Source organism: Pseudonocardia sp. TMWB2A, from assembly GCF_017312135.1.
Window position 1 is genome coordinate 34,996 of record NZ_QKQY01000001.1, and the last position, 24,015, is coordinate 59,010.

The following is a 24,015-nucleotide window of genomic DNA, read 5'->3' on the forward strand; positions in this document are numbered from 1 at the left end:
ATGACCGCCACCGACGAGCAGGCCGCAAGTCCTGTTGCCGACCCGGCGGTGCGGGTAAAGGAGCCGGAAACGGCGGTGCCGGTCACCGCGCCCGTCACCGCTGAGGCGGGATTGCCGACCGTTGCCGCACGGCTCAGGGTTTTGAACGACCGGCTGGCGGGGGCGGAACATCGCCTCCACGCGGGCAAAAATGTGCGCGTCGGGCATAGCTTTGAAAATGACATTGTGCTGCGCGGCAAGGATACGGCGGGCCTTGCGCTTGAGCTTCATGTCGGGCCGGATGTCACCATCCTCAAAATGCTGACCGGCTCGATTGCGGTGCTGGGCCGCGAACTGGTGGCGGGCGAGGAAATGCCGTTGCCGCCCTATTTACCGGTCAAGCTGGGTGAATTTGCTTTTGCGGTCGGCGCGAATGACGAGCAACGCTGGCGCGAAGCCGAAGGGATTGCCGCAACGCTTGCCCAAAAACAATTGTTGAACGAGCCGCTCCCGCGCGCTGAATTGTCCGAACGGGTTGCGACCCGTCTTGACCCCGTGCGCTCGCGCCTCCCGCTCATGCCGAGCGCAAAAATGCTGATCGGCTTGGGCGCTGGCGCGGTCTTATTGGTGAGCGGCCTTGTCGGCGCGCGCTATTATTCCGAAGTACAGGCCAATGATCCGGCCAATATGAAGCGCACAATGGCGGCGGCTGGCTTTACCGGCATGGCGGTGACGCCCGACCCTGCCAGCGACAATATGGTGATTAGCGGCATCGTCAAAAATGACGTCGAAGTGGCGGGCCTGCAGCATCTGGTGGACCAGCGTTTCCCCGGCGCCATTTTGGAGGTGGAAACCACCGACTCGCTCGCGGCGGCGGCGGGCGACCTACTCAAGGCGCAAGGTGTCGATGCCGATGCCAAAACCACCAAGCGCGCGGCCATCATGGTGGCGAGCGAATATCTGCCCGCCGACAAGCAGGAACAGCTTACCGCGATGCTCAAACAGGAATTGCCGGGCCTCAAATCCGTGCAATTTACGATGGAGTCCGATCGCGGCCCCAACGACCTTCAATATTTTTTCAACAAAGGCCCGCATGGCGCGGCCACTTTTGTCAATGGCGATCCCAGCTACATCGCGACCGCCGACGGCACCAAATGGATGAGCGGGGCGACCTTGCCGACCGGGCATAAAATTGTCCGCATCGAACCCAAGGCGGTCATTCTGGAACGCGGGGGACGTATCGAAACTTTGGTTATGTGAATTTTGAAGATCCCTGTGATGGCACAGGAAGGAAGGAGTGAAGATGTCTAACTCGGTTAATCTGGCGAGCCTTTCCAATCTCGCATCATCGTCCAATGTAGGCGGGGGCCGTTCGCGCTCGTCCAACTGGTTTGAAGCCTTTGCCGCCGCTTGGGGCGAGGCGCTCGACAATCAGGCAACACGGATTGAAACCCAATCCAACCTTATCAGCGGTGAAGACGGCATGGACAAGCCTTCCGAAATCACCAAGCTGACGGCGGAATCGATGCGCCTTTCGTTCATGGCGAACAGCTCGCACACCTCGCTCGACAGCGTATCGAAGGCGCTGGAGACGATGGCGCGGAAAGGATAATCCGTCATGGCCATCGAAGCTATTGCCGCCAATGCTGCGGCAGCGATCGGCAAGGCCGTGGGCGGGGGCGGCGGGGCAACCGCTGGCCGCGTCATGGAATTGGGGCCGTCGCAACCGGTCGAGCCGCTTAAAAATGCGCGTTTCGATGCAGCGATGGACCGGATGCAGGGCACCAACCCTGTCGCCCCGACACAGGATATGCCCCCTGCGGTCAAAGGCCTGTTCCGCGCGCTCGACGGGATTAACGGACAGGCGCGGTCGGTGTCGGATTATGCCATTCAGGCCGAAGCGTCCGGCGGACAGCTTACGCCGGGCGAAATTGTGCAACTGACGATGAAATGTCAGGAGTTCATGTTCCAGTGCCAGCTCACATCGAACATCGCCAACCGCTCGTCGGACGGGGTGCAGCAATTGTTCAAACAACAAGGCTGACGGGGCATCCGCCTCGCCAGTCCGGTGCCGCCGGAAAATAAGGCCGGTGGCAGGGTCAATTTGGAATGGATGGGAATGGATGCCGGTGCGTGCAACCGCTAATGTAAAAGCTGCTTATGGCGCCGCTGGTGGCGCCATGCCTGTCATAACCATGCCGGACAGGGCGTTTTTGGCGCCGCATTTCCGGCTGTTTTTCCTGCTTGTCCTCGCGCTTTTCCTTTCGGCGTGCGGCAAGCAGGAATTATACCGCAATGTCGAAGCGGTGCAGGCCAATGATATGGTCTCGACCCTCCAGATGGCGGGCATCAGCGCGTCCAAAACCGACGGCGAAAAAGGCAGCTATAATGTCATGGTCGACAGCAGCGACTTTGCGCGCGCGCAAAGCGTGTTGAAGGCCAATGGCTTGCCGCGCGAAGAATATGCCTCGCTCTGCACCATCTTCCAGAAAGGCACCTATAATAGCTCGCCCGGCGAAGAACATGCGCGCTTTATCTGCGCGTTGCAGCAGGAATTGACCAACACAATCAGCCAGATTGACGGCGTGGTGGAATCGCGCGTCCACCTCAATATTCCGGAAAAGGAAACGCTGGGCGAAGAACAGAAACCGTCCTCCGCATCGGTGTTCGTCAAATATCGGCCGGGCTTTGATCTGTCGTCCAAGACGGGGCAGATCAAAACGCTGGTGCAAAATAGCGTGTCCGATCTTGCCGCTGACAATATCAGCGTGATGATGATGCAATCCAAAGCGGTGCCGCCGCCCAAAACACCCTTCTATCAGGGCGGGCTAGTGACGATGGTGGTGAGCCTTATTGCCTTCCTTGCGGTAGCCGCGCTGGCGCTCGGTATCTTCCGTTGGTGGCGCTCGCGCCCGCCCAAGGCCAGCTTGCCGGTGGTGCGTGAAAAAGGCGCGCAAGGATGACGGGTGACACGATGATGGGTGACGCGGTGACAGGTGAGGCGGTAATGGAGGCGGTGATAGAGTCCGGAGCGCTCCCTTTAAGCCCGCCACGCGCACGGCTGGCGGAAACGGTCGCCTCGTTCGGGAGTGCGGCCTATCGTAACCGCGGCGCGCGGTTTCTCGCGCGGGTCAATGCAGGCGAACGCCCGGTCAGCTTCAACAATATCCGCCGGATGCCGCGCTGGTGGTCTTTGCCCGAAGACGAGCGCGCGCCGGTCGCGACCTTGGCGATGCTGCTCCATTATCGCGGCAAGATTGATCAGGAACTGGACGGCAATCGCCTGCGCGCGCTGGTGATGACCACGGGCGAAGCTTTGTTCGACCTTGCGTGCGGGTGCGATGACCATTTTGCGCCGGTGGAGGCTTTGGCCGACCAGCCCTTGCCGATTGGCGCGGAGGTGCAACGCACCGGCTGGCTGATTTTGCACAAGGCATTGCCGGGCGCATTTGCACATAATATTCCCGATGCGTGCGGCGACCGTGCGGCGCTTGCCATTGCCGACGAGGCGGCGATGCTGTGGCGGCGGCATCGGGCGCACGAAGCGGAGGCGGCGGCATGAGCTTCACGCTGACCGCAGGCGACCATATATTGAATGGCCGCAGCGCGCTCATCAAAGCGAGCGACCGCGCGGCCTTTGCCGAAGCCCATGCGCTGCTCACCGAAACCAGCCGGATCAAGGGCGATATGCTCGACCGATCCGCCGCCGCGCGCGACGAGGCCTATCGCGAGGGGCTGACCAAAGGCTATGAGCAGGTGCAGGGCTATTTTCTGTCGAAGCTTGATGAAATGTCTGCCGCGCTGGCGCAGTATGAACAGGAACGGCGCGCGAGCATCGCCGATGCCGCAATGGCTGCTGTCCGCATGATGATCGGCGATCTGGGCGCGGGTGACATTGTGCCGGGCCTTGCCGAACGCGCGCTCGACCGGATGGGCGAGGATAGCCGCTATAGCGTCGAGGTCGCGCCCGATCATGTCGAGGCTGTGGCCACGCGGCTGGCGGGACGCGAAGGCGTGGCGGTAGAAGCCAATCCCGCGCTCGGCCCGCTCGATTGCGTGGTGCGGACTAGCACGGGACGCGTCATCGCCAATCTCGATACGCAGATTGAAACGCTGGCCCAGCGTTGGGGGGTGGGTGAGGCCGCGCCCTCCGAGATTGCCACTGTCGCTAACGGGAACCTTCCCGCATGAGCGCGCGCGGGCATGGCATGGAGCTGATCCAGGCGCTTGGCCGTGCGCCGACTTTCGAGCAACGCGGAAAGCTGCGCGGCGCGGTCGGCACAACCTTGCGCGTCACCGGCGTGCAGGCGAAAATCGGCGAAAGCGTCGAAATTGTCGATGCCGCCAGTGGCTTTTCGATGTGGGCCGAAGTGGTGGGCTTAGCCGATGGCGAGGCGATTTTGACCCCGCTCGGCGATATGCGCGGGCTGTCCTCCAGTGCGGAAATTGTGCTGCGCAGCGGGCAGGACCGTGTGCCTTATGGCGACCATCTATTGGGCCGCGTGCTTGATGCGCGGTGCGAGCCGCTGGATGGCTTGGGGCCGGTCAAGCGGCAACCTGACCGTCCCTTGCTGGCGGATTCACCCAACCCGATGGTGCGCAAACCGATTGACGCGGCGATGGAAACCGGCGTGCGCGCGATTGACAGCCTCATCACGCTCGGCATCGGCCAGCGTCTGGGCGTGTTTGCAGCGGCGGGTGGCGGCAAATCGACCTTGATGGCGATGCTCGCGCGTCACGCCAAGGCCGACGCGATTGTCTTTTCACTCATCGGCGAACGTGGCCGCGAAGTGCGTGAATTTGTCGAAGATGTGCTGGGGCCGGAAGGGCTCGCCCGCTCGGTTGTAATCGTCGCAACCTCGGACCGCCCCGCGATGGAACGGGTGCGCGCGGCGCAAGTCGCGACCGCCATTGCCGAAGGGATGCGCGAGGAGGGCAAGCATGTCCTCCTCCTCATGGACAGCGTCACCCGCTATGCACGCGCGCTGCGTGAAATCGGACTGTCGGCGGGGGAACCTGCGGTGCGGCGCGGCTTTCCGCCTTCGGTTTTTGCCGAACTGCCGCGCTTGGTCGAGCGCGCGGGCACCTCCGATCGCGGGGCGATTACCGGCATTTACACCGTGCTGATGGAGGATGAAGAGGGCGACCCGATTGGCGAGGAAGTACGCTCGTTGCTCGATGGCCATATCCATTTGTCGCGCAAATTGGGCGCGCAGGGCCATTATCCGGCGATTGACATATTGACCAGCCTGTCGCGCCTCTATCCTAAGCTCGCCTCGTCGGGACAGGCGCAGACCGCGACCGAAGTGCGCGCGATGCTCGCCAAATTGAACGACATCGAATTGCTGGTGCAGATGGGCGAATATCAGCCGGGACAGGACCGGCTTGCCGACCGCGCGCTGGAAACACGCGATGCGATCATGTCCTTCCTGCGCCAGTCGGCGGACGAGCCGAGCAATAGCGCGACGACGATGGCGCTGTTCCGCTCTTTGGGGTCGGGCTATGGCTATTGACCCGCGCCTTGGCCAAGTGACGCGCGTGACCGCGCTGCGCCGCGACAAGGCCGAACGCGCAATGGCGCAATCGGCGGCGACCCATCGCGCGCGCGAGCAAGCCTTGGAAGAAGCCAAACGCGACGAGGCGCGCACCGAACAGCAGCTTGATGCAGCCCATCAGGCGTTCCGCGCCGATCCGGGTTGCGCACAGGCACAGCTTTGGCGGCAAATTTCCAAAGAGCAACGCGAACGCGCGCGGCTTGAAACCGCCGAACGCGGCGAATTGCGCGACCAGTCCGAAGAGGCTCTCGATGACGCCAAGATGCAATTCCAGCGCAGCAATGAACGCCACCGCTTGTCGCAAGAAGCGGTGCGCATGGACCTTGTCCAGCACCGCAAGCTGATGGAAGAGCGTGAGGCGGACGAGTTGCAGGGCATGGGACAGACCGGCGCCAATGCGCTGTCGGCACTCGACACGGGTAAGCAAGGGGGCTGGACATGAGGCAGGATGAGAGCCTCGCGAGGAGGATAGAGGCATGATGACCAAGGATAGCTCCGGCATATCGTCGACCCAGACGCCGCTTTCCAATGACGGGCGCGGGCGTTCCTATCGCCCCGAACTGGGCGCGGCGTTCGAGGACCGGCTGGGCGCGGCACAGCAGCGCTATAGCCGCGACGATAGCCGGAACGACACCCGCTCCGGGCGCGATGAACGCAAGGATGACGACCGCCAGAAAAAGGCCGAGGACCGCGACGGACGCACGCAGGCGGATGCAGGACAGGCCAAAAATGGCGCGAAACAATTTAAACGCTTTGGCGAGCAGGAACAGGGACAGGATGGCCGCGCGCCATTTGAAGGGTTGGCTCAGTTTGGTGCCAATCCGTTGCGCGGGCTGGATATGGTCGCGCCGGTTGCCAGCGTTCAGGGCATGGACCCCGCGCTCATCGCCCAGCTTGACCGCATTGCCGCCGCGATTGCCGAAGCGCGCCCGAACGGGGTGGATAAGCAAATGAGCATCACATTCGGCAAGAATGACACGCTCATGCAAGGCGCGATCCTCACCCGCGATGCAAGCGGGGCGATCAGTATCCACATATCGGGGCTACATCCCGGCGTGACGGCGGTGCAAAGCACAAGGCTGCAACAGGAGTTGCGCGCGCGGTTAATGGCGCGCAAGCTTGAGGTGCGCGAGATTGCTTTTGTGGATGGTGGGCCTGCCTCATTGAGAGAAGAGAATAAAGGGCAAGTATCGGAGCGGCAGGGCTAACCCTTAGCCATCTTTCCTCTGACAGACCCTCCCCAAACCCCTCCCGCAAGCGGGAGGGGCTTTTTGTTGCGCTGCTTCCCCCAAAAAAAAGAGGCCCCGCTCGCCAAGAGCGGGGCCTTGAGGTCCATCGACTTACCTCGTGCCGGGGTCAAAGCAGCACGGGGTTAAATGGCCGATTGGGTCTGAATTCATCGGCGGGCTTGCGCGCGCCGCCATCGGGGGCGCTATTGCCGTTGCCCCCGCCAAAGGCGTTGATGAGGCCGCCGACTATCGCGCCGAAGATGAGGAAATTACCGATCTGGCTGGCAAGCTGGCTGAAATCGAAGTCACCGAACAGATCTTCGGCTTCGGCATCGCTAAGCTTGGTGCTGCCGGGGCCATATTCCGCGCCGATGCGGGTGGCGTCCAGATCCTTTTGCGTGGCGATATTGCCGTCTTCGGTGCGCCAGCCGGAACCGGTCTTGTTTTCATGCAAGGTGAAGCCGTCGCGGGTAGCGGCGTCCAGCGCCTCGCCGTCATTCGACATGGTCACCGACAAATCGCCGAGTCTGTTCTGGCTGACCCCGTCCACGACAATCGCATTGTCGCCCTTGGTGATGACCACCTGGCTTGCGACATACATATTCGGGTTGTTTTGGAACTGCTCGGTGTTGATCGTGAGCTTGGTGCCATTTTCCAAGGTGAAGGTAGTCGTGCCCCAGAAATCATAGGCTTGCTTGCCGTCAATTTCGACATGGGGGTCGCCCCAGATGCGGGTGCGTTCACCGGTCTTTTCGTTGAAGATGGTCATTTCGCTGTTTTTTTCGTTGATTTCCAGCCGGTAGCCATCGCCAAGATCGACCTTGGCGGTGTTTTCGCCGGTCATCTGCGCGGTCCATGAAACCTTGGGTTCGGGAATTTCCCAGCAGCCCGGCTTGGGAAGTTGTGGGAAACAGCCGCCCGGCGGGAAGGGGAGCGGTTTGGGGAAGCATCCACCCGGTGGGAAAGGCAGGGGCTTGGGGAAGCATCCGCCCGGACCGAACGGGCCATGATGATGCCCGTGATGGTGGTGATGGTGGTGATGATGATGACCGAACGGCCCGTGATGATGATGGTGATGATGATGGTGATGGCACGGGTGGCAATCGCGCGGCGGGAAACAATCGCGCATCGGGCCGCAACGCACTTCCCAAGACGTCGGCAGCTTGCAGAACGCGTGCGGTCCAGCGCCGAGCGGATTGGTAAAGGCACCCGTCATCCCGCTTGCCATGCGCAGCGGCACACCTTCGGGAATTTTGCCTGCCGCGCCTGCACGGTCAAGTGTTGCCGTGAGGGCCAAATTGGTCGGGCTATTTGCTGTAACCTGATTCATGTCCTTATCCTCCATCCAGTCCTGACCCAAAGTTCAGACCGCATTGCCTTTTTCGGGAGCTTGGCGATCTCATGGTGCCAATGTGACAGCAAGTTACGGCTTTGGCTCTCAGCGATTCGATGAGATTTCCTAAGCGATTCGTTTAGATACAGCGGGGCCGTTCTCGGCCATGATGCAGGCAAGGGCAGACAATATATGAAGATATATAATGTGAGGAACCGGCATCATGGTCACCGCAGTATCGCAATCGTCCCAGCATAATAACGCCCAGCTCCGTGCGGGTAATGGCGGATCCGGCAGCTATACCGTGCGGTCGGGCGATACTTTGTCCGGCATCGCGGCGCGGCACGGAACGACATGGCAAAACCTCGCGCGGATTAACGGTATCAGCAATCCGGACCGTATTTATCCGGGGCAGAATCTTAAGCTTTCGGGCGGCGGGAATGGTGGCGGGGGCCAGGCTTCTTCTTATACGGTGCGCAGCGGCGATACGCTGTCGGCAATCGCATCGCGGCATGGCAGCAGCGTATCGGCGATTGCGCGCGCCAATGGCATCAGCAATCCCAACCTCATCTATCCCGGCCAAAGGCTGACCATCCCCGGCGGGAGCGGAACCAGTGGGAGCACACCGGTAGGGCCGGTCGGGCCGACCAATCCCGGCGAAACGGGCGGCACGGGCGGCAATGTCCAAGCGGGGCAGGGCAAGCTTTCAGCCAATGGCGCGAAATTCATCTATGACCATGAAGCGGTCGCGGGCGTGTCGAACAAACTCCACTGGCCGGGCGGCGCAAGCGGGGTAACGCTAGGCCCCGGCTATGACCTTAAAGGCAAGTCGCGCGATACGATCATCCAGGATCTGACTGCCATCGGCGTGGATCGCGCGGCGGCGGCACGGGTGGCGCAAGGCGCAGGGCTGGAAGGCGCTGCAGCCAAAAATTTCGCGGCCAATAATAAGGGCGCGGTCAACCTCACCCGCGCGCAGGAAACCGCGCTGCTTCAGGTGACGATCAAAGGTTATGAAGCGGCGGTCAACCGCAATGTCAAAGTGCCGCTCACCCAAAACCAGTTCGATGCGCTGGTGTCCTTCACCTATAATATCGGTGAAGGCGGGCTGAAAAGTTCGTCGGCGCTGCGCCTCCTCAACCAGGGCAAATATGGTGAAGCCGCGCAAGCGATGAAGCTATGGAACAAGTCGGGCGGGGAGGTGATGCAAGGGCTTATCAACCGCCGCAATGACGAGGTTGCCCTGTTCAACAAAGGCGGGTCGCCGACCATCGGCCAGACCGGCGGCACGACCCCGACGGCCCCTGCCGGAACGCCCAAAAATGCAGCGGAAATGGCCGCCTATGTCGAACGCTATGGCGATGCGCGTGCGAAGGCGGACCTTGCGGCGGGCAAGAAGGTGGTGGTCGCCTTGCGCACCGACACCAATACCAAATCGAACAATGGCAACGGCACTTATGACGACCTCATCGCCGTGGTGCAGAAATCGGGCAATGGCTATCGCATGGAAACATTCAAGGCCAATACCGAACCTTCGGCGCAATATGGCTATAATGGTCCCAAGGCCGCCAAGGGTTCGTCCACCGATATGAACGGGGACGGCAAGACCGATCTTGGCCGGATTGCGGCGGGCAATTACCGCTATACATTGCAGTCCGGCACTTTTGCCGGCGACCGTTATTTCCGCACGACAAGCGGCACGACGGTCGAGCGTGACACTAATCAGGACGGTTGGTTCAACGGTGCCGACCGCAATGGCCAGCAGCGCAATAACGGCTCCTCCTTCCTCATCCATCAAGGCGGCAGCTCTAATACATGGTCAGCCGGATGCCAGACGATGGCGGGCAATGATTATCGCAACTTCGTCAACAGCGTGGCTGGACAGGGCAGTTTCAGCTACGTACTGGTGCAGCGGTAACATAATGTCCGAAGGGAGCGATGGTCCCGATGCAAAGCAGATGGATGGCGAGTACCGCGCTGGCGGCGATGCTGCTCGTAGGTTGCGGCCCGAAAGCGGGGCAGGCGGATGGACAATCCGGGACTGCCTCCCAAGCCTCCGTTAAAAATGAAGCATCGCTGCCCAAGGAGCAACGCTCGATGACCCCGGCAAACCCCAAAGCGCAACCGGCAGAGGCTACGCCCGCGCCCGATTTTGCAGACCCCACCCGCGAGGTGTTGATCCGCGAAATAGCGGGCCAGTGGACGGTCGAAAAATTATGGGTCGATACCAGCGGTGTCACCGCTTACGCGCTCGACGATCCGGCGGCTTTAGGCTCGGTCATGACCATCACGCCCGATAAAATTTCATGGACCAAAGCGGCGAGCGACCAGTTTACGGCCGACGATATATGCGGCGGTCCCGCGCCGGTGCTTATTCGCGGCGCGCCGCAAGCCAAGGCAACCGGCGCTCCGATGGCGGGCGCGCTGGCCTATTTCGGTATCCCCAAAAACGAGCTTGGTCCGGTGCATGAAATGGGCTGTCTCGAATCCGGCAATTGGGGACCGGAAGCGGCAGGCGGCAGCAATTTCTACCTTGCGAGCGGTGGCCGCATGGTGATGAGCTGGTATGACGGCGCGGTATTGCTGCTTAAACGGCGGTAAAAGCCGCAAATTCCGCGCGCTCCGCCGCCTTTTCCCGAAGATGTAACAAAGTTAAAAATCTCCTGCCATCTAAGCGAATCGCTGAGAGAAAAAGGCGGATGGATTGGTTATATCTTGTGGCATAAGATGAAGCGGCCCCCGCATTTTCGCGAGGGAACTTCATCAGGTTAGGACAAGAGATGATCGGACCCATTTCCTCTTCGCGGACAAGCGGCGTTGGCCAAGTGCGCGGGTCGGGCAGCGGCGGCGCGAGCAAGGCGGGGCAGGCGATGAGCAATGTCGCAGGTCGCGTGGCGTCCGCGCTCACCCAGGAATTTGATCTGCTCGACCAGCAAGGCGGTGGCGGGGGCGGAGAAAGCGGCTATCGCGGCGATGAGGATATTTACGACATTGCCGAAACCGCGCGCGAATTGTCGGCGGAACTGGGCGGCAGCGGAGCCGATGAAGGCCAGATTGCGCGCAGCCTCAGCGCCTTTGCGTTCGAAAGCGCCAGTCTCATCGGCGCGCGCCCCGAAGCCCGCTCGTTCGAACGGATCGAAGAAGCGATTGCGTCGGCTGAAGCGCAGCAAAAAGGTCTTGAAAATATCGCCTCGGCGCTCGCGTCGATTGATACCACCACCCGACTCGTCGCCAGTCAGGCGCGGATCGCTTAGAGTTTAGAAACGGACATTGGGGCCATGCAGGGGGTATCGTATAATCAAGCGGCCATGACGCCGCCCCCTTCCGCGCCCGATAGCGATGGCGCAAGCGTTGCGCTGAACGCAGACGGCGCGCTTGTCGTGACCTCCGCTGGCGGCGATGTGGTGGGGACGCATAGCGACCCGCTCCCGCAAGTGGCTATCCCGATTGCGGTCCTGCCCGATACGGTGGAAGTTGCGGTGATTGTGACCGCCTCCAATGATCCGGTGAGCAAGCCCGGCTTATGGTCGGACTCCATTGCATCGGCGGGCGCTTGGACCGCGCAAAAGGTCGAAACCGGCCGCGCGGTGATTGATCTGGATGACGAATATCGCCTCTCGATCAATGATGTGACCGCCGAGGTCATCCTTGAAAACCGCAAAACCGGTATGACCACGCGCATCTGGGGCAATGCGCAGGTTGAGGTGGCAGGCCAGCAGATCGGCCAATTTTACGGCACGAGCAGCTTCGAGCTTGCCAATGGCACACTGATTACCGCCAGCACGATTTGCAGCCCCGACAATAGCGCGGCCTTCATGCTCGATAAGCTGGTGATTAGCCGCGACGAACATGGCATTGTCGTGACCGGCATTGCCAGCACCACGGTCGGCGATGTCGAAATCGCCTTTGCTTCCCATGCGACGGTGTTCGACCAATTGGCGCCGCCAGACGCGAGCCTGCCGCAAATAGCGCCGGTTGAGGCGGTTGAAGCTATCGCGCCGGAAAGCTCCGCGCCGGTCACCACCGAAGTCATTGTCATCAACCTCAACGTGTCGGACGAGACATTGGAACAGGCGTTGACTGCGGTGGATCCGGATGCAGTGCAGGCGCTTGCGACGCCCGATCCCGCCACCGCACCGCTCGTCACCGCACCGCTCGTCAATGTGCCGCCGCCCGTGCTGGTCGAAAATAAAAAGCCCGTCGAGGCCGCGCATCATGCGGGCATTGACGGCTATGACATGGACGATGACCAGCGCGACGGGTTGGTGTTCCTTGAAACCGCATCGGGCTGGGTCGATGAATGGGATGAAAAAGATATAAGCGCGGAAATCCTCGCGCAAACCATGCCGGGCGGCGAGTTCGGTCCCGATTCCACGATTATGAGCCGTAGCGAATTTGGCGCTGTCATTAGCCGCTTCATCTCGATCCTGTCGTCGCAAAGCATGATGCACCAGATGGCCAACAGCAATTCCATTGCGCAAAACCAGATGCGCGATGCTTCGAGCGATTCCGACCGTCAGGCCGCAGCCCGCAGCGCCGAAGAACGCGCCGCCCGCGACCGTCGTGCCATCCTCACCATGATGGATTTGGGGATTGGCCAGCAAAGCGAATTACTGAACCGCTATCTTGGGTCAGCGGCAGGATAGGGGGATGGTCGGTAGCGCGGGCGGCTTCACCCGCTCCCGCACCGTCGCCATTCCTTCAGTTTTTCAACGAACCATCCGCATTATAATGCGCCTTGATATGCGCGACCGCTTGCGGGGGGATGATGAAACCGGCCTTGGTCAAGGCAGGCGTCGGCCATTCGCCGCTGATGGTTTTTTCGCGCACCTCTTTGGGATTGGGCGGCGGCCAGGGAAGGTCGGCCTTGCGCACCGTTTCGGCCAAGTGGCGCTGCGCGGCGGCATCGGGGTCGCGTTCGACCGCCATGCCTTCATAAATCTGCCGCGCAGGCACAAAGCCGATATTGTTGGACAGCCACGGATTTGCGCCCGCCTTGACCAACTCCTCCGCAATCGCGAACCGGTCGCCATTGACCGCTTCATGGAGGATCGTCTGGCCCAGTTCATCGGCATGATTGACATCGAGCTTATGCCGGATGAGCATCATGAACGCGCCCAAATTGCCGTGGAGGATGGAGAGTTTGGCGACTTCCAGCCCGCCTTCCTTCTTTTCCGGATTGGCGCTCGCGCCGCTCTGGAAGAGGAATTGCGCCATGCTCGGCTCGTCCGCATGGAGTGCGATGAGCAGCGCCGCGCCGGGCTGCGCGCCATCGGCCGGCATCCCGCTTTCAATCAATGTCTGCATCATCGGCAGGTCGCAATTGGCCGCCGCAAAGGCGAGCAAGTCGCCATATTCGCCATCATTGGGGCCTTCGCCGACAGGGCGCGGCGGGACCATCGTGGACAAGAGCCGGGGATCGGCGGCGATCATTTTGGTTACCGCATCGCGGTCCCCCGCCATCACCGCATCATAAGCGCGGCGACCCGCTTCGCCATTGGTGAGGCGTGGCAGCACTGATGTTTTGATCGGGCGGGTGAAGTCCGGATATTTCTGGAAACAGGTGGCGGCACTATTGGTCATGGCATCTTGTGGCATAGCGCAACCCCCGGTCGCAAGCAGCAAAGGAAAGAGAAAAAAACTACGCATCGCGCCCAAGGCGAACCGCTGCCGCAACAAGCGGCGTGGGCGACCGGAAGAGGGCGTAGGAGCAGGAAAAAAGACGTGCATCACCGGATCAGCCTATCATCGCCTGACATTATCCGTAAAGCCGATCCGGGCCAACAAAGCCAACCCGCTTAAAGCCAATCCGCTTATTGATTTTTTAGACCTTCTATCACCCAGTCCATACCGTGGCGGCTCACCGGATGGCCTTGCCACCACGGGGTGCCTTGCGGGCGCACGGCGTCAAGTTCGATGCGCGTGCCATAGGCTTCGGGGGCGTCAATGCCTGCACCGGCTATGCCGCCAAACGGTCCTGCGACAATCCCGCCAAGCAGCGATCCGACCACGCGGTCGCCGCCATCTTGCAGCAAGGACAGGATTTCGCCGCGCACATAATAAGCGCGAATATCGCCCGGCCCACCGGCTCCGGCGGTCTGGCGGATATTGTTGGCCTGATTGATGGTCGCATCGCTGAGGCCCGCAGCGTTAAACGTCTGCGCATTGCGGCCCGATGCGAGCGCGGCGGCCGACGCCAGCCCGCCGCCTAGCGAATGGCCGGTCATCGTCACATTGGTCACGCCCGCTTGGGCAAGCTTGCGGCCGATCGAAAGCGCGGCGGTATAATGCGGCGTCGAAAGCCCCATCGCCTGCTTGCCATTGGTTTCCCAATCGCGGCGGTCGGAGGTCGATCCGCGGAAGGCGACCACATATTGCTTATCCGCGCCTTCGCCGGTCGTATAAACGCGCGCGAAGAAGGGGCTGCCTGCGGGCGCAAGGTCGGACGGACGCAGGCCGATGCTCGCCAATTCTTCGGGACTTGCGGTGCGCCAGCCAGCGGGCGGGCTCGCGGAGCTTTGGTACACATCCTGCGCCATATTGGCGAGGATGACCGAATCCGGCCCCTTGAATTGCGGCAGCTGGCGATTGTCATTCTGGAAGAAAGGCAGGCCCGGAATATTGGGGAGGTCGGGAAGATGCGGCAGGCTCGGTAAGCCCGGCAGATCGGGCAGCGACGGGCGCGGCAATGACGGGAGATCGGGCAGCATCGGCAGTCCCGGCAGCTTCAGCCCGTCAATGCCCGGCAGCTTGGGCAGGCCCGGCATAGCGGGAAGCGGCGGGAGGAACGGCAAGCCCGGAAGCTGCGGCAACATACCGCCCGGATCTTTGGGGAGGCCCGGCAGCGGCGGCAGTCCCGGAAAACCGGGAAGCGAGGGCAGGGCCGGTAATTTGGGCAATGACGGTAGCCCCGGCAACATGGGAAAGCCGGGAATAGACGGCATGCCGGGGAGCGAACCGCCGGGGCCTCCCGGTAAAGCGGGCAGTCCCGGAAATCCCGGTAATTTCGGCATATCCGGCATCCCTGGAAGCTTCAGACCCGGCAGCGAGGGTAAACCCGGCAAGGTCGGCAATCCGGGCAAGGATCCGCCCGGAATTCCCGGCAGCGGGGGAAGGCTGGGGAGCGAGGGCAGACCCGGCAATCCGGGCAGTTTTCCAAGTGCCGGTAGGCTCGGCAAACCGGGGAGGCCGGGGAGCGAGGGCAGACCGGGAAGGCGTAGCGCCTCAAGCCCGATTTTCTGCATCCCCGATTGGCCCCAATTGGCCACCTCGCGCGCGGGCGCAGGGAGGATTGAGGAAGCAGCGCCGGTGAGCGATTGCGTCAGCGATCCGACCTGCGACACCGTATTGGCTACAGTGTTTCCGATCGTGTTCGAAACGGTGTTCGAAACCGTATTGGTCACCGCACCGGTCACACCAGAAACCAGGTTTGAAAGGCCCATCGTTCCACTCCTCAAAACCACCCGACGGGGTAAGCGCAACAGGCGCAATTCCCCATGAGTCGGTTAAGAATGGCCCGAAACAGGATTTTTGTCTCTAAGCGATTCGTTTAGATTTGGCAGAAAAATGAAGGGTGCGGGCGAGCTTCTCCCCCTATCGGAAAATATTCCAGAGCTGCTCCAATTCACCTTGCGACAAAGGCACCAACTGCATGAAGGTAAAGCTGCCCTGCGGCCCGCACCGGACATAAGGATTGGGCGCGAGCGTGCCGTCTGCGGTCATATTATTGCCGCCGCGATAGACTTCCAGCCGGTCGCCGATGGCTTGCAGGACGGGGATGCCGGATTCGGCGCGGCGGGTGCGGGTTGCAGGCGTCGCGCCGCCGCTAATCCAGCCGCTCGCACGGTTGAAACTCAAATCCGGCGCATTGAGCTGGCATACGCCCATTGCGCTCCCTTTGGCGGTGACGCGGCCATTGCGCTCGATCTTGACCATCACACGCGAAGCGGCGCTGTCGAACAATACGGGGCGCACGCGCAGGAACAGTTCGGAGCGCAGAAATTCCTGTGACAAGGGCGCTTCACTTGCGATGAACAAGGCATATTGGCCGGGGCGCAGCCATTGCGGCGCTCCCGCCTTGCTCACCAAGGCTTCGCGGCGCAGGCGATATTCGGTCTTGAGACATTCGCCAATCCCGTCGCCCGCCAGCGTCCCGCATTTCGCGGTCACACTACTTTCCCACGTGCGCTGGTCGGCGGCATGGCGGCGGTTGCGCGCGATTATGTCCTGATCGAGTTCGGCCACCTCACGGGAAAGCCGCCGCAATTCGGTGCCGGGCGTTACGCATATCGCTTTTTTGATGACATTTTGCTCGGTCTTACAGTCGGCACTCGCCGCGCTGCCTGCGCCCGCCATCAACGCGCCGCGGATGCGCGCATATTCTGCGGGGAGATAAATGGCCGCGCTATTATGGCTGCGTACCACCACCGGCCCGACCAGCTTTGCTCCGCTCAACCGCGCGATATGTTGCAAGCCGATTTCGGTCTGGTCGACGGTCGCATTGCTGACATCGACATCGGGAAAATCGAACGCATAAAAGCTCGCTTTGGTAAGGTTCGCGCCACGCAGCGACAGGCCTTGCCGGTCAAGCGGACAGCCATTTTGCGCGGTATAACCGCACTCGACACGAAAACCGGTGAGGTTTGCATCATCGAGATTGAGGTTTTTCATGCTGCCCTGCCAGCCACCATCCAGCCGCCCGCCGCTCAAATCCGCGGCGCTTGCATCGGCATCGGTCAATGTCACATCGCGGAACAAGGTCCAGTGCATTTTGGCTTTGGTCAGCCGCGCGCCGGTCAAATCGCTATTGATGAAGCCCAGCCCGTATCCGTCAAACCCTTCCCAGTCGGTGTAGCGAAAATTGGCGTCGATAAAGCACATATTATAGAGCTTTTCCTTGCCCAATTTGGTGCCTTCAAAATTGCCGCCGCGCACAAAGATGGTGCCGCTTTTCTGCTTTTTGCGTAGGTCTTCCAGCTTGCCGGGTTTGTTGAAACTGCTGCCATCGACCGCATTGGCATAAGCGCGCGTGTCGCCGACAACGCCCGATTGCGCGATGCAGCTATCCTGCGGCGGCGGCGTCACCGGAAACAGCGCCACCCCGAAACGCACGCGGGCCTGATTGCCAAGCGCCTTGTTGACGGCGGCCTGTCGCGCTTCGTCAGGGGTTTCGGGCGCTTGCTGCGCGGGTGGGGGGGGAGGCGGAGGCACGGGAGATTGGGCGGCAAGCGGCGCGCCACTTATCAGGACCATCAACGCTGCGACCATTCCAAGCGCACGGCGGAGCGCCAATTTGTGTGCGGCAAAAGCCTGTCCGTTACTGCTGCTGCGCTTGATCCTGCTTGTCACCATCCGCCCTTCCGCTGGCTGATCCCGTCCCGTCGCCCAAGGCGCGCCGCCACCGTCTGGCGATGCGCTGCCCCTTTGCCATACAGACGTGTCGTGCCGCACAGAATCGCGAGGAAGGCGCGGGGGCATAGCGCGACCAATCATAGCCACCCCCACGCACAAGGCACCCCTTAATCGGCATAAGCGGGCTTATTATTGCACTATTATCAGCGGAAAGCGGTAATTGCCCGCGCGTGTCGATCAGAATCTGCGCGGCGTATCGGGCGCGGATCGAGGAAAACGCCGCGTAAAGAAAATCCGGCGGCGCACCTATCGGACGCCGCCGGACCTTCATCCGTCGCTATTGCCCCTATCGGTGCGTCAGAATTTCTGGCGCAAGCCGATCATCAGCGACGTCGACGAAAGGCTCGGTTTGAAGCTGTTGGTCACAGTGGTGGCTTTAGCCGCCGTACCGGTGCCGGTGACGGTCACGGTTTTCGCCTTGAACTCGGTCGCCGATGTGCGGGCATAGCGGCCCGCAATTTCAAGCGTCGTGTTGCGGCTCAGCTTATAGCCAAGACCCGCATCAAGGTGCCAGCGGAATGCCCATTCGCTGCCTTCCAAATGCGTGCCGGGGCGCTTGTCGGCGGGGGTCACGGGCTTGGTCGGGTTGGCAAGACGCGACACGTCCAGATTAACCTGCGACATGCCGATGCCTGCGCCCAGGAACGGGTTGGCCGGACCATCGGGGTTGAAATCGACATAGCCTGCAATGCCGATGTCCAACGCTTTGACCTTGCCCGCGCCGACGAAATCCTTGTTGCCCAGCTTGTCGGTCTTGATGTTCGCGCTGCTGCGGCCAACGGTGGCTTCAAGGCGGAAGCCGTTAAAGTCATAGCCAGCGCCTAATTCGCCGGAAAAAGCGGTTTCGCTCGAGAGGCTATCGGGGAAACCCGGCGGGGTGGTCGGCGGCGTAGTCGGCTTCGGCGTCGGCTTGGTGCCGGGCTTGGGCGCAGGGGCGGGCTTGGTTTTGGCGGGCTTGGGGAATTTGACATCGGAGCCGAATTGCGCCCCGGCGCGCAGCACCACATAGGCGCCCGGCTCGTTCGATTCCTGCGCGAAAGCCGGTGCCGCCACCGTCAAAGCCGCGCTCGCCGCAAAACCTGCGACAAGCAGGCGGCATCCATCACGGCGCAACGCTGCACCGAAACTTTCCATACACTTCATCTGGGTGATCCTTTTACTTGTTTGTTAACATGCCGGAGGATGAACCAGCCAGCCTGTCACCCAAAGACGGGGCTTCGCGTGAATAACCTTGGGCAATATGTAAAATTTTTTATTATGGTTTGACTTTGCACGATAATTTTTTCGCGACATTTGTCTTGAAGGTAAAAGGATGTGATGCGGAAAATCTGTCATCAACTTGACATAGTGCAATAGACGTAATCGGTTAGTTGATTGAATTTACAACCCTTCCGCCAATTACGGGGGGGGGGGGGCAGGTTTTGCCGAGCCACACGCACGGGCACCCTGCGCACAGACATCCCACAGACATTCCATTGGCATCCCATAGCCACCCCAATGCGCTCTTTGCCGCAAGTAGCGGACGAAACGGGCAGCAGGGGATGCGAAAAAAAGCAGCGCTCCAATCAAGGAACGCTGCCAACGATTGTCCAAAACCAAGAGTGGATGTTTGCCAGTCGCTCGGCGTCTTACCCCTTTTTGCTAAAGCCTTTGCCGAGGGCGAACATTCCGGCGAGGAGGCCGGTGCCTGCGACGGCGTAGAGGGCATAATCGCCCATGCTCGCGCCATCGGCTTGCGCGCCATCATCATTGGCCGCAAGCTGACTATCATCGCCTGCTGCGTCACCAGCATCTGATCGACCGCCGGAACGGGGCACGAAACCATCTTGGGTTAGCGTCATTTTGGTGAGGTCCAAGTCACGATCCATCGCCATCGCACCTTGATTGACGGCACGAGCCAAAGCAGCTTGTTTGGTAGGATTCCCTGCGGCGTCATCTATTCCAGCGTCAATCATTGCAGCTTGCACCAACATGGCCTCGGCCATTTCCTGTTTTTGAGCATTGGTTGCCGTTGCGATTTGCGGAGAACTTCGCAAAGCGGTCTCGACTTGACGCTTTACCGATGCCATTATCTGCTTATTGGGTTCTGCGTTTTGACGATTAGCGGCATGCCATGCAACGACCCACCACAATGTATAGGCGTCGGCAACATTATCGGCATGCAACCCCATAGAACGCATCCCTTGTCCTATGTGTCCTATAACATCAGTAGTTGCGAAAATTTGGGCCATCTGGTCGGCATTTGCCGGACTAATTTCACGTGTTTTTGCTACGAATTTTGCAAGATTACGCTGCGTTTGCGTCTTCGAGGGCGTGTATTTCAAATTCACGATTGGCCCCGGTGACGGTTGAGTTACAGGCCGCTGTTGTTCTGGTTCATCGTCTTCCTCGTCGATATCGCCACGTATGGAATCATTTAAGAGTTGGAGTCCCGGATTATACGGAGCGATGTACACAGAGTTTTGGAATTGCGCAGATGCGGGGGCTGCGACCAGAATAGCCGTAGCAACCAATGCAAAAGGGTATCTCATAAGCGCCTCCTGTAATTCCCGACGAAAAAGGGCAGCGTGTATCCCCGCTGCCCCATCATCATCAAAATAGATTATTGCGCAAGGGCTTACCCCTTTTTGCTGAAGCCTTTGCCGAGGGCGAACATTCCGGCGAGGAGGCCGGTGCCTGCGACGGCGTAGAGGGCATAATCGCCCATGCTCGCGCCTTCCGCTTGCGCGCCATCATCATTGGTCGCGAGTTGGCTGTCATCACCTGCTGCGTCACCAGCATCTGACCGACCGCCGGAACGAGGAACGAAGCCGTCTTGGGTTAGATTGAATTTTGTAAGATCCAATCCAATTTTTTGGGCACCTTGATTCACGGCTCTAGCCAATGCTGCCGTCTTTGTGCGATCACCTTTTGCGTCATCTAACGCAGCATCAATCAACGCGGCCTGAATAAGCAAGGATTCGGCCATTTCTTGCTTCACTGTATTGGAAGCCGATGCTAGTTGTGGCGTTGCCGAAAGCGCACTTGCCGCCTGCCGTTTCACGGTTGCCATAATAGAGGGGCTGGGTTCACCCTGACGACCATTAGCGGCATGCCAAGCAATGACCCACCATAAAGTAAACGCATCAGCGACATTATTTGCGCGCAAACCCATTGGGCGCATAGCCCCATCAAGCTGTTCGACAATATCATTTGATGCTAAAAATTGAGCTGCTTGCGTTGCGCTTGCGTCGTCCATTTTCCGCAATTGCTGCACATACGCCGCATAGTTTTGTTTTCGGACGCTCATTGAGGGCGTATATGTCAATGTGATAGCTTTGGCGACTGTCTGTCTTGGAGCATTATCTTTATTGGAAGATGAGTTTGAATTATCTTCGAGCATTTGCTCGTTGATAGAATTGCCGATAATGTCAGCCCCTTGAAAGCCCATATTCCAATCAGCTTGCCCAATATATTGGCCAATATATTGCTGAGCATTGCCCGCCGTCGAGGTGATAGCCAAAAGGGTGATTGCTGCGATTTTGACTTTCATTTCTCATCGCCTCCTAACAAAAAAGGGCAGAGAGTTTTTCACCCACTGCCCCATCATCATCAAAATGGATTATTACGCAAGGGCTTACCCCTTTTTGCTGAAGCCTTTGCCGAGGGCGAACATTCCGGCGAGGAGGCCGGTGCCTGCGACGGCGTAGAGGGCATAATCGCCCATGCTCGCGCCATCGGCTTGCGCGCCATCATCATTGGCCGCGAGTTGGCTATCATCGCCTGCCGCCTCACTAGCATCCGACCGGCCAGCAGAGCGGGGCACGAAGCCGTCTTGGGTTAGGGTCATTTTGGTGAGGTCTAGATCTCGATCCATTGCCATCGCCCCCCTATTAACCGCGCGTGCTAATGCTGCCTTTTGTTTGGGGGAGTTGGCATAAACTTCGCTGGCTGAGTCGATTAAAGCGGCTTGGACAAGAAAAACCTCAGCTATTTCTTGTTTTTGCGAATTGGATGCAGCGATAAATTGAGGTGCAGCTAGTAAAGCGGCTTCTGCCTGCATTTTCACAGCGATCATTATCTGCCTATTTGGCGTACCTTCGCGTCCATTTGCGGCGTGCCAAGCAATAACCCACCAAAGCGTATAGGCATCAGCGACATTGTTTGCATTGAGTCCCATAGGGCGCATCATCTGATCTATTTGAGCGATGACATCAGTGGACGCAAAAATCTCTTGCATTCGTGCTGCGCCTGTTGGGTCGGTAGCTCGCGTCTTTTTTATAAAATTTTGGAGATTTTGTTGTCGAAGACTTTTAGAGGGCTTGTAGCGGAGTGAGGATTTGTTGGGGGTAGATATATGTGTAGCGGATTGCCGTTTTTCGGGCGCGCTTTCCATATACGCATCACTCACCTGATTGCTCAAATTTTGTGCTGCTTGCAAGTTTATGGAATTGGTGAAGCCACTCATGTCGATAATCGGCATGTCTTGGGCGCATAAAGGCGTAGCCAAAACAACTGACGATGTAACAAAGATTAGACTGAACCGAAACATATTCGCTCTCCAGCAAAAAAAGGGCGACAGGTTTCCCCGCTGCCCGATCTTTGTTCAAAATCTATAGTTACACAAGGGCTTACCCCTTTTTGCTGAAGCCTTTGCCGAGGGCGAACATTCCGGCGAGGAGGCCGGTGCCTGCGACGGCGTAGAGGGCATAATCGCCCATGCTCGCGCCATCGGCTTGCGCGCCATCATCATTGGCCGCGAGTTGGCCGTCATCGCCTGCCGCATCACCCACATCCGAACGGCCGCCGGAACGGGGAACGAAACCATCTTGGGTTAGGGTCATTTTAGTGAGGTCGAGGCCCATACGCTTCGCGCCTTGGTTAACAGCTTTTGCTAGCGCGGCTTGTTTTGCCGAGTTTCCAGCCGCATCATCAATATGTGCATCTATAAGCGCCGCTTGAATTAGTAGGGCTTCAGCCATCTCTTGCTTTTGCGCATCAGTGGTGGCGGCAAATGCTGGTGTTGACAAAAGAGCGCTCGCCGCTTGTCCGCTGACCGATTGATAAAGCTTTGTCGCAGTTCCGACATCTCGGTTGTTCACCGCTTCCCACGCCGCAACCCACCAAATTGCGTAAGCGTCGGCAACATTGTTGGGTTGAAGCCCCGCCGTTTGCATAATTTGGCCGATTTGCGGGCGTGCTGACACTAGGAGAGGTTTAGCGCGCACTGCAGTCGTGGGGTCGGATTTAGCCCAGACACTGATGAATCGATCAATATTAGCAGTTCGACGTTGATTTGAGATTCGATAGCGAAGAATATTTTCATTTACAGGTGGTGTTTGGACCGATGAACTTGTGGATTTTTTTCCGGGGGAGCGCATGTCGTTGGCGCTCACGCCACTCGGTCGGTCCATAGTAATGTCCGGTACCGTGGTACTGAACCATCCGCCAACATAATCTGGTGCGGGAAAGGAGAAATCCTGAGCTAAAGATGGGGTGGTCCAAGCCAATGCAAGCACCCAAATTGACAATTTGACCTTCATTTTCCGTCCTTTGCCAATGAACTTCCAAACGAAAAAGGGCAGAGAGTTTTTCACCCGCTGCCCCATCATCATCAAAATAGATTATTACGCAAGGGCTTACCCCTTTTTGCTGAAGCCTTTGCCGAGGGCGAACATTCCGGCGAGGAGGCCGGTGCCTGCGACGGCGTAGAGGGCATAATCGCCCATGCTCGCGCCTTCCGCTTGCGCGCCATCATCATTGGCCGCGAGTTGGCCGTCATCGCCTGCCGCATCACCCACATCCGAACGGCCGCCGGAACGGGGAACGAAACCGTCTTGGGTCAGGCTCATTTTGGTGAGATCGAGACCCACTTGTCGTGCACCTTTATTCACAGCCTTCGCTAAAGCCGTAACTTTTGCAGGATTCCCTGCCGCTTCATCATTCGATGCGTCGATTAAAGCCGCTTGAACTAAGAATGCTTCTGCCATTTCTTGCTTGAGTTCATTGCTAGCCGAAGCAATTTGTGGCGCGGATAGAAGTGCATTTTCAGCCTGTCTCTTGACTGCAGTCATGGTGGCAAGGTCAGGCTCACCTTGGCGTCCATTTGCGGCATGCCACGCGATGACCCACCATAATGTGTAGGCGTCGCCAACATTATTAGCGCGCAATCCCATCGGTCTCATCATATCATCTATTTGTTCTATCATATCGGTTGAGGCGAAGAAAGCCTCAGTCTTTGCGGCGGCGGCTGGATCCGTTTTACGTTGTTCGGCAACCATTCGTGCAACATTTTGCTTTCGAACAGCTTTCGATGGGCGATAATCAAGAGTGGCTGCGGGTGAGGGGGCTTTGCGCACAGGCTGAGCGCCTACAGGGCGGTATCCATCGGTTTCGCTTGAACTACTGACTACCGGGTCTGGAAAATCAGAAATCTGGATATTGGGGAAATAGCTTTGTGCCGAAGCGGAAACTCCCACACACGCGAACAAAAAGGTTAGCGGTTTGACAATCTGTTTCATGCGCACCT

At 59.3% G+C, this 24,015-nt stretch carries 23 protein-coding genes; 13 read left to right on the forward strand and 10 right to left on the reverse strand.

Going from position 1 to position 24,015, the window contains the following annotated elements:
- From DMP17_RS00205 to DMP17_RS00245, 9 genes are all read left to right on the forward strand, one after another.
- Entirely contained in the window at positions 1–1,239 is a 1,239-nt protein-coding gene (locus tag DMP17_RS00205) for a SctD/MshK family protein (RefSeq protein WP_337827067.1), read from the forward strand.
- Positions 1,240–1,282: 43 nt separating this feature from the next.
- Positions 1,283–1,591: a hypothetical protein gene (locus DMP17_RS00210; RefSeq protein WP_337827068.1), complete on the forward strand. Its 309-nt coding sequence runs from the start codon at positions 1,283–1,285 to the stop codon at positions 1,589–1,591.
- 6 nt (positions 1,592–1,597) lie between these two features.
- Complete coding sequence (locus DMP17_RS00215; RefSeq protein ID WP_337827069.1) at positions 1,598–2,023, forward strand: hypothetical protein; 426 nt, start codon at positions 1,598–1,600, stop codon at positions 2,021–2,023.
- Between the two features lie 79 nt (positions 2,024–2,102).
- Complete coding sequence (gene sctJ / locus DMP17_RS00220; protein WP_337827070.1) at positions 2,103–2,942, forward strand: type III secretion system inner membrane ring lipoprotein SctJ; 840 nt, start codon at positions 2,103–2,105, stop codon at positions 2,940–2,942.
- Positions 2,939–3,541 (forward strand): hypothetical protein, encoded by a 603-nt coding sequence (locus DMP17_RS00225; RefSeq protein ID WP_337827071.1) that lies wholly within the window; start codon positions 2,939–2,941, stop codon positions 3,539–3,541. Before sctJ ends, DMP17_RS00225 begins: the two co-directional genes overlap by 4 nt.
- A complete protein-coding gene (locus tag DMP17_RS00230; protein WP_337827072.1) occupies positions 3,538–4,170 on the forward strand; it encodes a FliH/SctL family protein in 633 nt (210 codons plus the stop codon). The genes DMP17_RS00225 and DMP17_RS00230 overlap by 4 nt, the downstream gene beginning before the upstream one ends.
- Entirely contained in the window at positions 4,167–5,492 is a 1,326-nt protein-coding gene (locus DMP17_RS00235) for a FliI/YscN family ATPase (protein ID WP_337827073.1), read from the forward strand. Before DMP17_RS00230 ends, DMP17_RS00235 begins: the two co-directional genes overlap by 4 nt.
- Before the next feature lie 25 nt (positions 5,493–5,517).
- Complete coding sequence (locus tag DMP17_RS00240) at positions 5,518–5,976, forward strand: hypothetical protein (protein ID WP_337827074.1); 459 nt, start codon at positions 5,518–5,520, stop codon at positions 5,974–5,976.
- 34 nt (positions 5,977–6,010) lie between these two features.
- Positions 6,011–6,742: a hypothetical protein gene (locus DMP17_RS00245; protein WP_337827075.1), complete on the forward strand. Its 732-nt coding sequence runs from the start codon at positions 6,011–6,013 to the stop codon at positions 6,740–6,742.
- A gap of 148 nt (positions 6,743–6,890) precedes the next feature.
- Here DMP17_RS00245 and DMP17_RS00250 read toward each other — a convergent pair whose 3' ends face one another.
- Entirely contained in the window at positions 6,891–8,093 is a 1,203-nt protein-coding gene (locus DMP17_RS00250) for a DUF1521 domain-containing protein (RefSeq protein WP_337827076.1), read from the reverse strand.
- A 226-nt stretch (positions 8,094–8,319) separates the two neighbouring features.
- On the opposite strand from DMP17_RS00250, the gene DMP17_RS00255 reads away from it, so the two are divergent.
- The 4 genes from DMP17_RS00255 (at position 8,320) to DMP17_RS00270 (ending at position 12,742) form a co-directional block, all read left to right on the forward strand.
- Complete coding sequence (locus tag DMP17_RS00255) at positions 8,320–10,014, forward strand: LysM peptidoglycan-binding domain-containing protein (RefSeq protein ID WP_337827077.1); 1,695 nt, start codon at positions 8,320–8,322, stop codon at positions 10,012–10,014.
- 44 nt (positions 10,015–10,058) lie between these two features.
- A complete protein-coding gene (locus DMP17_RS00260; protein WP_337827078.1) occupies positions 10,059–10,697 on the forward strand; it encodes a hypothetical protein in 639 nt (212 codons plus the stop codon).
- Between the two features lie 179 nt (positions 10,698–10,876).
- A complete protein-coding gene (locus tag DMP17_RS00265; protein WP_337827079.1) occupies positions 10,877–11,350 on the forward strand; it encodes a hypothetical protein in 474 nt (157 codons plus the stop codon).
- A 54-nt stretch (positions 11,351–11,404) separates the two neighbouring features.
- Complete coding sequence (locus tag DMP17_RS00270) at positions 11,405–12,742, forward strand: DUF1521 domain-containing protein (protein ID WP_337827080.1); 1,338 nt, start codon at positions 11,405–11,407, stop codon at positions 12,740–12,742.
- A 55-nt stretch (positions 12,743–12,797) separates the two neighbouring features.
- Here the strand turns inward: DMP17_RS00270 and DMP17_RS00275 are convergent, their stop codons facing one another.
- The 9 genes from DMP17_RS00275 to DMP17_RS00315 form a co-directional block, all read right to left on the reverse strand.
- Positions 12,798–13,826 carry an ankyrin repeat domain-containing protein gene (locus DMP17_RS00275; protein ID WP_337829743.1) on the reverse strand — a complete coding sequence of 343 codons (1,029 nt, stop codon included), beginning with the start codon at positions 13,824–13,826 and terminating at the stop codon, positions 12,798–12,800.
- Positions 13,827–13,909: 83 nt separating this feature from the next.
- Positions 13,910–15,538 carry an Mbeg1-like protein gene (locus tag DMP17_RS00280; RefSeq protein ID WP_337827081.1) on the reverse strand — a complete coding sequence of 543 codons (1,629 nt, stop codon included), beginning with the start codon at positions 15,536–15,538 and terminating at the stop codon, positions 13,910–13,912.
- Between the two features lie 151 nt (positions 15,539–15,689).
- A complete protein-coding gene (locus DMP17_RS00285) occupies positions 15,690–17,447 on the reverse strand; it encodes a pentapeptide repeat-containing protein (protein WP_337827082.1) in 1,758 nt (585 codons plus the stop codon).
- A 357-nt stretch (positions 17,448–17,804) separates the two neighbouring features.
- Positions 17,805–18,650, reverse strand: a complete 846-nt coding sequence (locus DMP17_RS00290; protein ID WP_337827083.1) for an outer membrane protein — start codon at positions 18,648–18,650, stop codon at positions 17,805–17,807.
- Between the two features lie 485 nt (positions 18,651–19,135).
- Positions 19,136–20,038: a DUF6683 family protein gene (locus tag DMP17_RS00295; RefSeq protein WP_337827084.1), complete on the reverse strand. Its 903-nt coding sequence runs from the start codon at positions 20,036–20,038 to the stop codon at positions 19,136–19,138.
- 86 nt (positions 20,039–20,124) lie between these two features.
- The gene (locus tag DMP17_RS00300; RefSeq protein ID WP_337827085.1) at positions 20,125–21,039 is read right to left on the reverse strand and encodes a DUF6683 family protein; all 915 of its coding nucleotides are present in this window, start codon (positions 21,037–21,039) and stop codon (positions 20,125–20,127) included.
- Between the two features lie 84 nt (positions 21,040–21,123).
- Positions 21,124–21,969, reverse strand: coding sequence for a DUF6683 family protein (locus tag DMP17_RS00305; RefSeq protein ID WP_337827086.1), 846 nt, complete (start codon positions 21,967–21,969; stop codon positions 21,124–21,126).
- Positions 21,970–22,117: 148 nt separating this feature from the next.
- Positions 22,118–23,083 (reverse strand): DUF6683 family protein, encoded by a 966-nt coding sequence (locus DMP17_RS00310; RefSeq protein ID WP_337827087.1) that lies wholly within the window; start codon positions 23,081–23,083, stop codon positions 22,118–22,120.
- Positions 23,084–23,125: 42 nt separating this feature from the next.
- Complete coding sequence (locus tag DMP17_RS00315; RefSeq protein ID WP_337827088.1) at positions 23,126–24,007, reverse strand: DUF6683 family protein; 882 nt, start codon at positions 24,005–24,007, stop codon at positions 23,126–23,128.
- Between the last annotated feature and the right edge of the window lie 8 nt (positions 24,008–24,015).

Bases quoted from the DNA above. Each gene is read 5' to 3' on its own strand.
- DMP17_RS00315 (WP_337827088.1), bottom strand. From the start codon at position 24,007: ATGAAACAGATTGTCAAACCGCTAACCTTTTTGTTCGCGTGTGTGGGA.
- DMP17_RS00280 (WP_337827081.1), bottom strand. From the start codon at position 15,538: ATGGGCCTTTCAAACCTGGTTTCTGGTGTGACCGGTGCGGTGACCAAT.
- DMP17_RS00260 (WP_337827078.1), top strand. From the start codon at position 10,059: ATGGCGAGTACCGCGCTGGCGGCGATGCTGCTCGTAGGTTGCGGCCCG.
- DMP17_RS00245 (WP_337827075.1), top strand. From the start codon at position 6,011: ATGATGACCAAGGATAGCTCCGGCATATCGTCGACCCAGACGCCGCTT.
- sctJ (WP_337827070.1), top strand. From the start codon at position 2,103: ATGCCGGTGCGTGCAACCGCTAATGTAAAAGCTGCTTATGGCGCCGCT.
- DMP17_RS00285 (WP_337827082.1), bottom strand. From the start codon at position 17,447: ATGGTGACAAGCAGGATCAAGCGCAGCAGCAGTAACGGACAGGCTTTT.
- DMP17_RS00265 (WP_337827079.1), top strand. From the start codon at position 10,877: ATGATCGGACCCATTTCCTCTTCGCGGACAAGCGGCGTTGGCCAAGTG.
- DMP17_RS00295 (WP_337827084.1), bottom strand. From the start codon at position 20,038: ATGAGATACCCTTTTGCATTGGTTGCTACGGCTATTCTGGTCGCAGCC.
- DMP17_RS00210 (WP_337827068.1), top strand. From the start codon at position 1,283: ATGTCTAACTCGGTTAATCTGGCGAGCCTTTCCAATCTCGCATCATCG.
- DMP17_RS00250 (WP_337827076.1), bottom strand. From the start codon at position 8,093: ATGAATCAGGTTACAGCAAATAGCCCGACCAATTTGGCCCTCACGGCA.
- DMP17_RS00305 (WP_337827086.1), bottom strand. From the start codon at position 21,969: ATGCCGATTATCGACATGAGTGGCTTCACCAATTCCATAAACTTGCAA.
- DMP17_RS00205 (WP_337827067.1), top strand. From the start codon at position 1: ATGACCGCCACCGACGAGCAGGCCGCAAGTCCTGTTGCCGACCCGGCG.
- DMP17_RS00290 (WP_337827083.1), bottom strand. From the start codon at position 18,650: ATGAAGTGTATGGAAAGTTTCGGTGCAGCGTTGCGCCGTGATGGATGC.
- DMP17_RS00215 (WP_337827069.1), top strand. From the start codon at position 1,598: ATGGCCATCGAAGCTATTGCCGCCAATGCTGCGGCAGCGATCGGCAAG.
- DMP17_RS00230 (WP_337827072.1), top strand. From the start codon at position 3,538: ATGAGCTTCACGCTGACCGCAGGCGACCATATATTGAATGGCCGCAGC.
- DMP17_RS00235 (WP_337827073.1), top strand. From the start codon at position 4,167: ATGAGCGCGCGCGGGCATGGCATGGAGCTGATCCAGGCGCTTGGCCGT.
- DMP17_RS00255 (WP_337827077.1), top strand. From the start codon at position 8,320: ATGGTCACCGCAGTATCGCAATCGTCCCAGCATAATAACGCCCAGCTC.
- DMP17_RS00270 (WP_337827080.1), top strand. From the start codon at position 11,405: ATGACGCCGCCCCCTTCCGCGCCCGATAGCGATGGCGCAAGCGTTGCG.
- DMP17_RS00225 (WP_337827071.1), top strand. From the start codon at position 2,939: ATGACGGGTGACACGATGATGGGTGACGCGGTGACAGGTGAGGCGGTA.
- DMP17_RS00300 (WP_337827085.1), bottom strand. From the start codon at position 21,039: ATGAAAGTCAAAATCGCAGCAATCACCCTTTTGGCTATCACCTCGACG.
- DMP17_RS00275 (WP_337829743.1), bottom strand. From the start codon at position 13,826: ATGCACGTCTTTTTTCCTGCTCCTACGCCCTCTTCCGGTCGCCCACGC.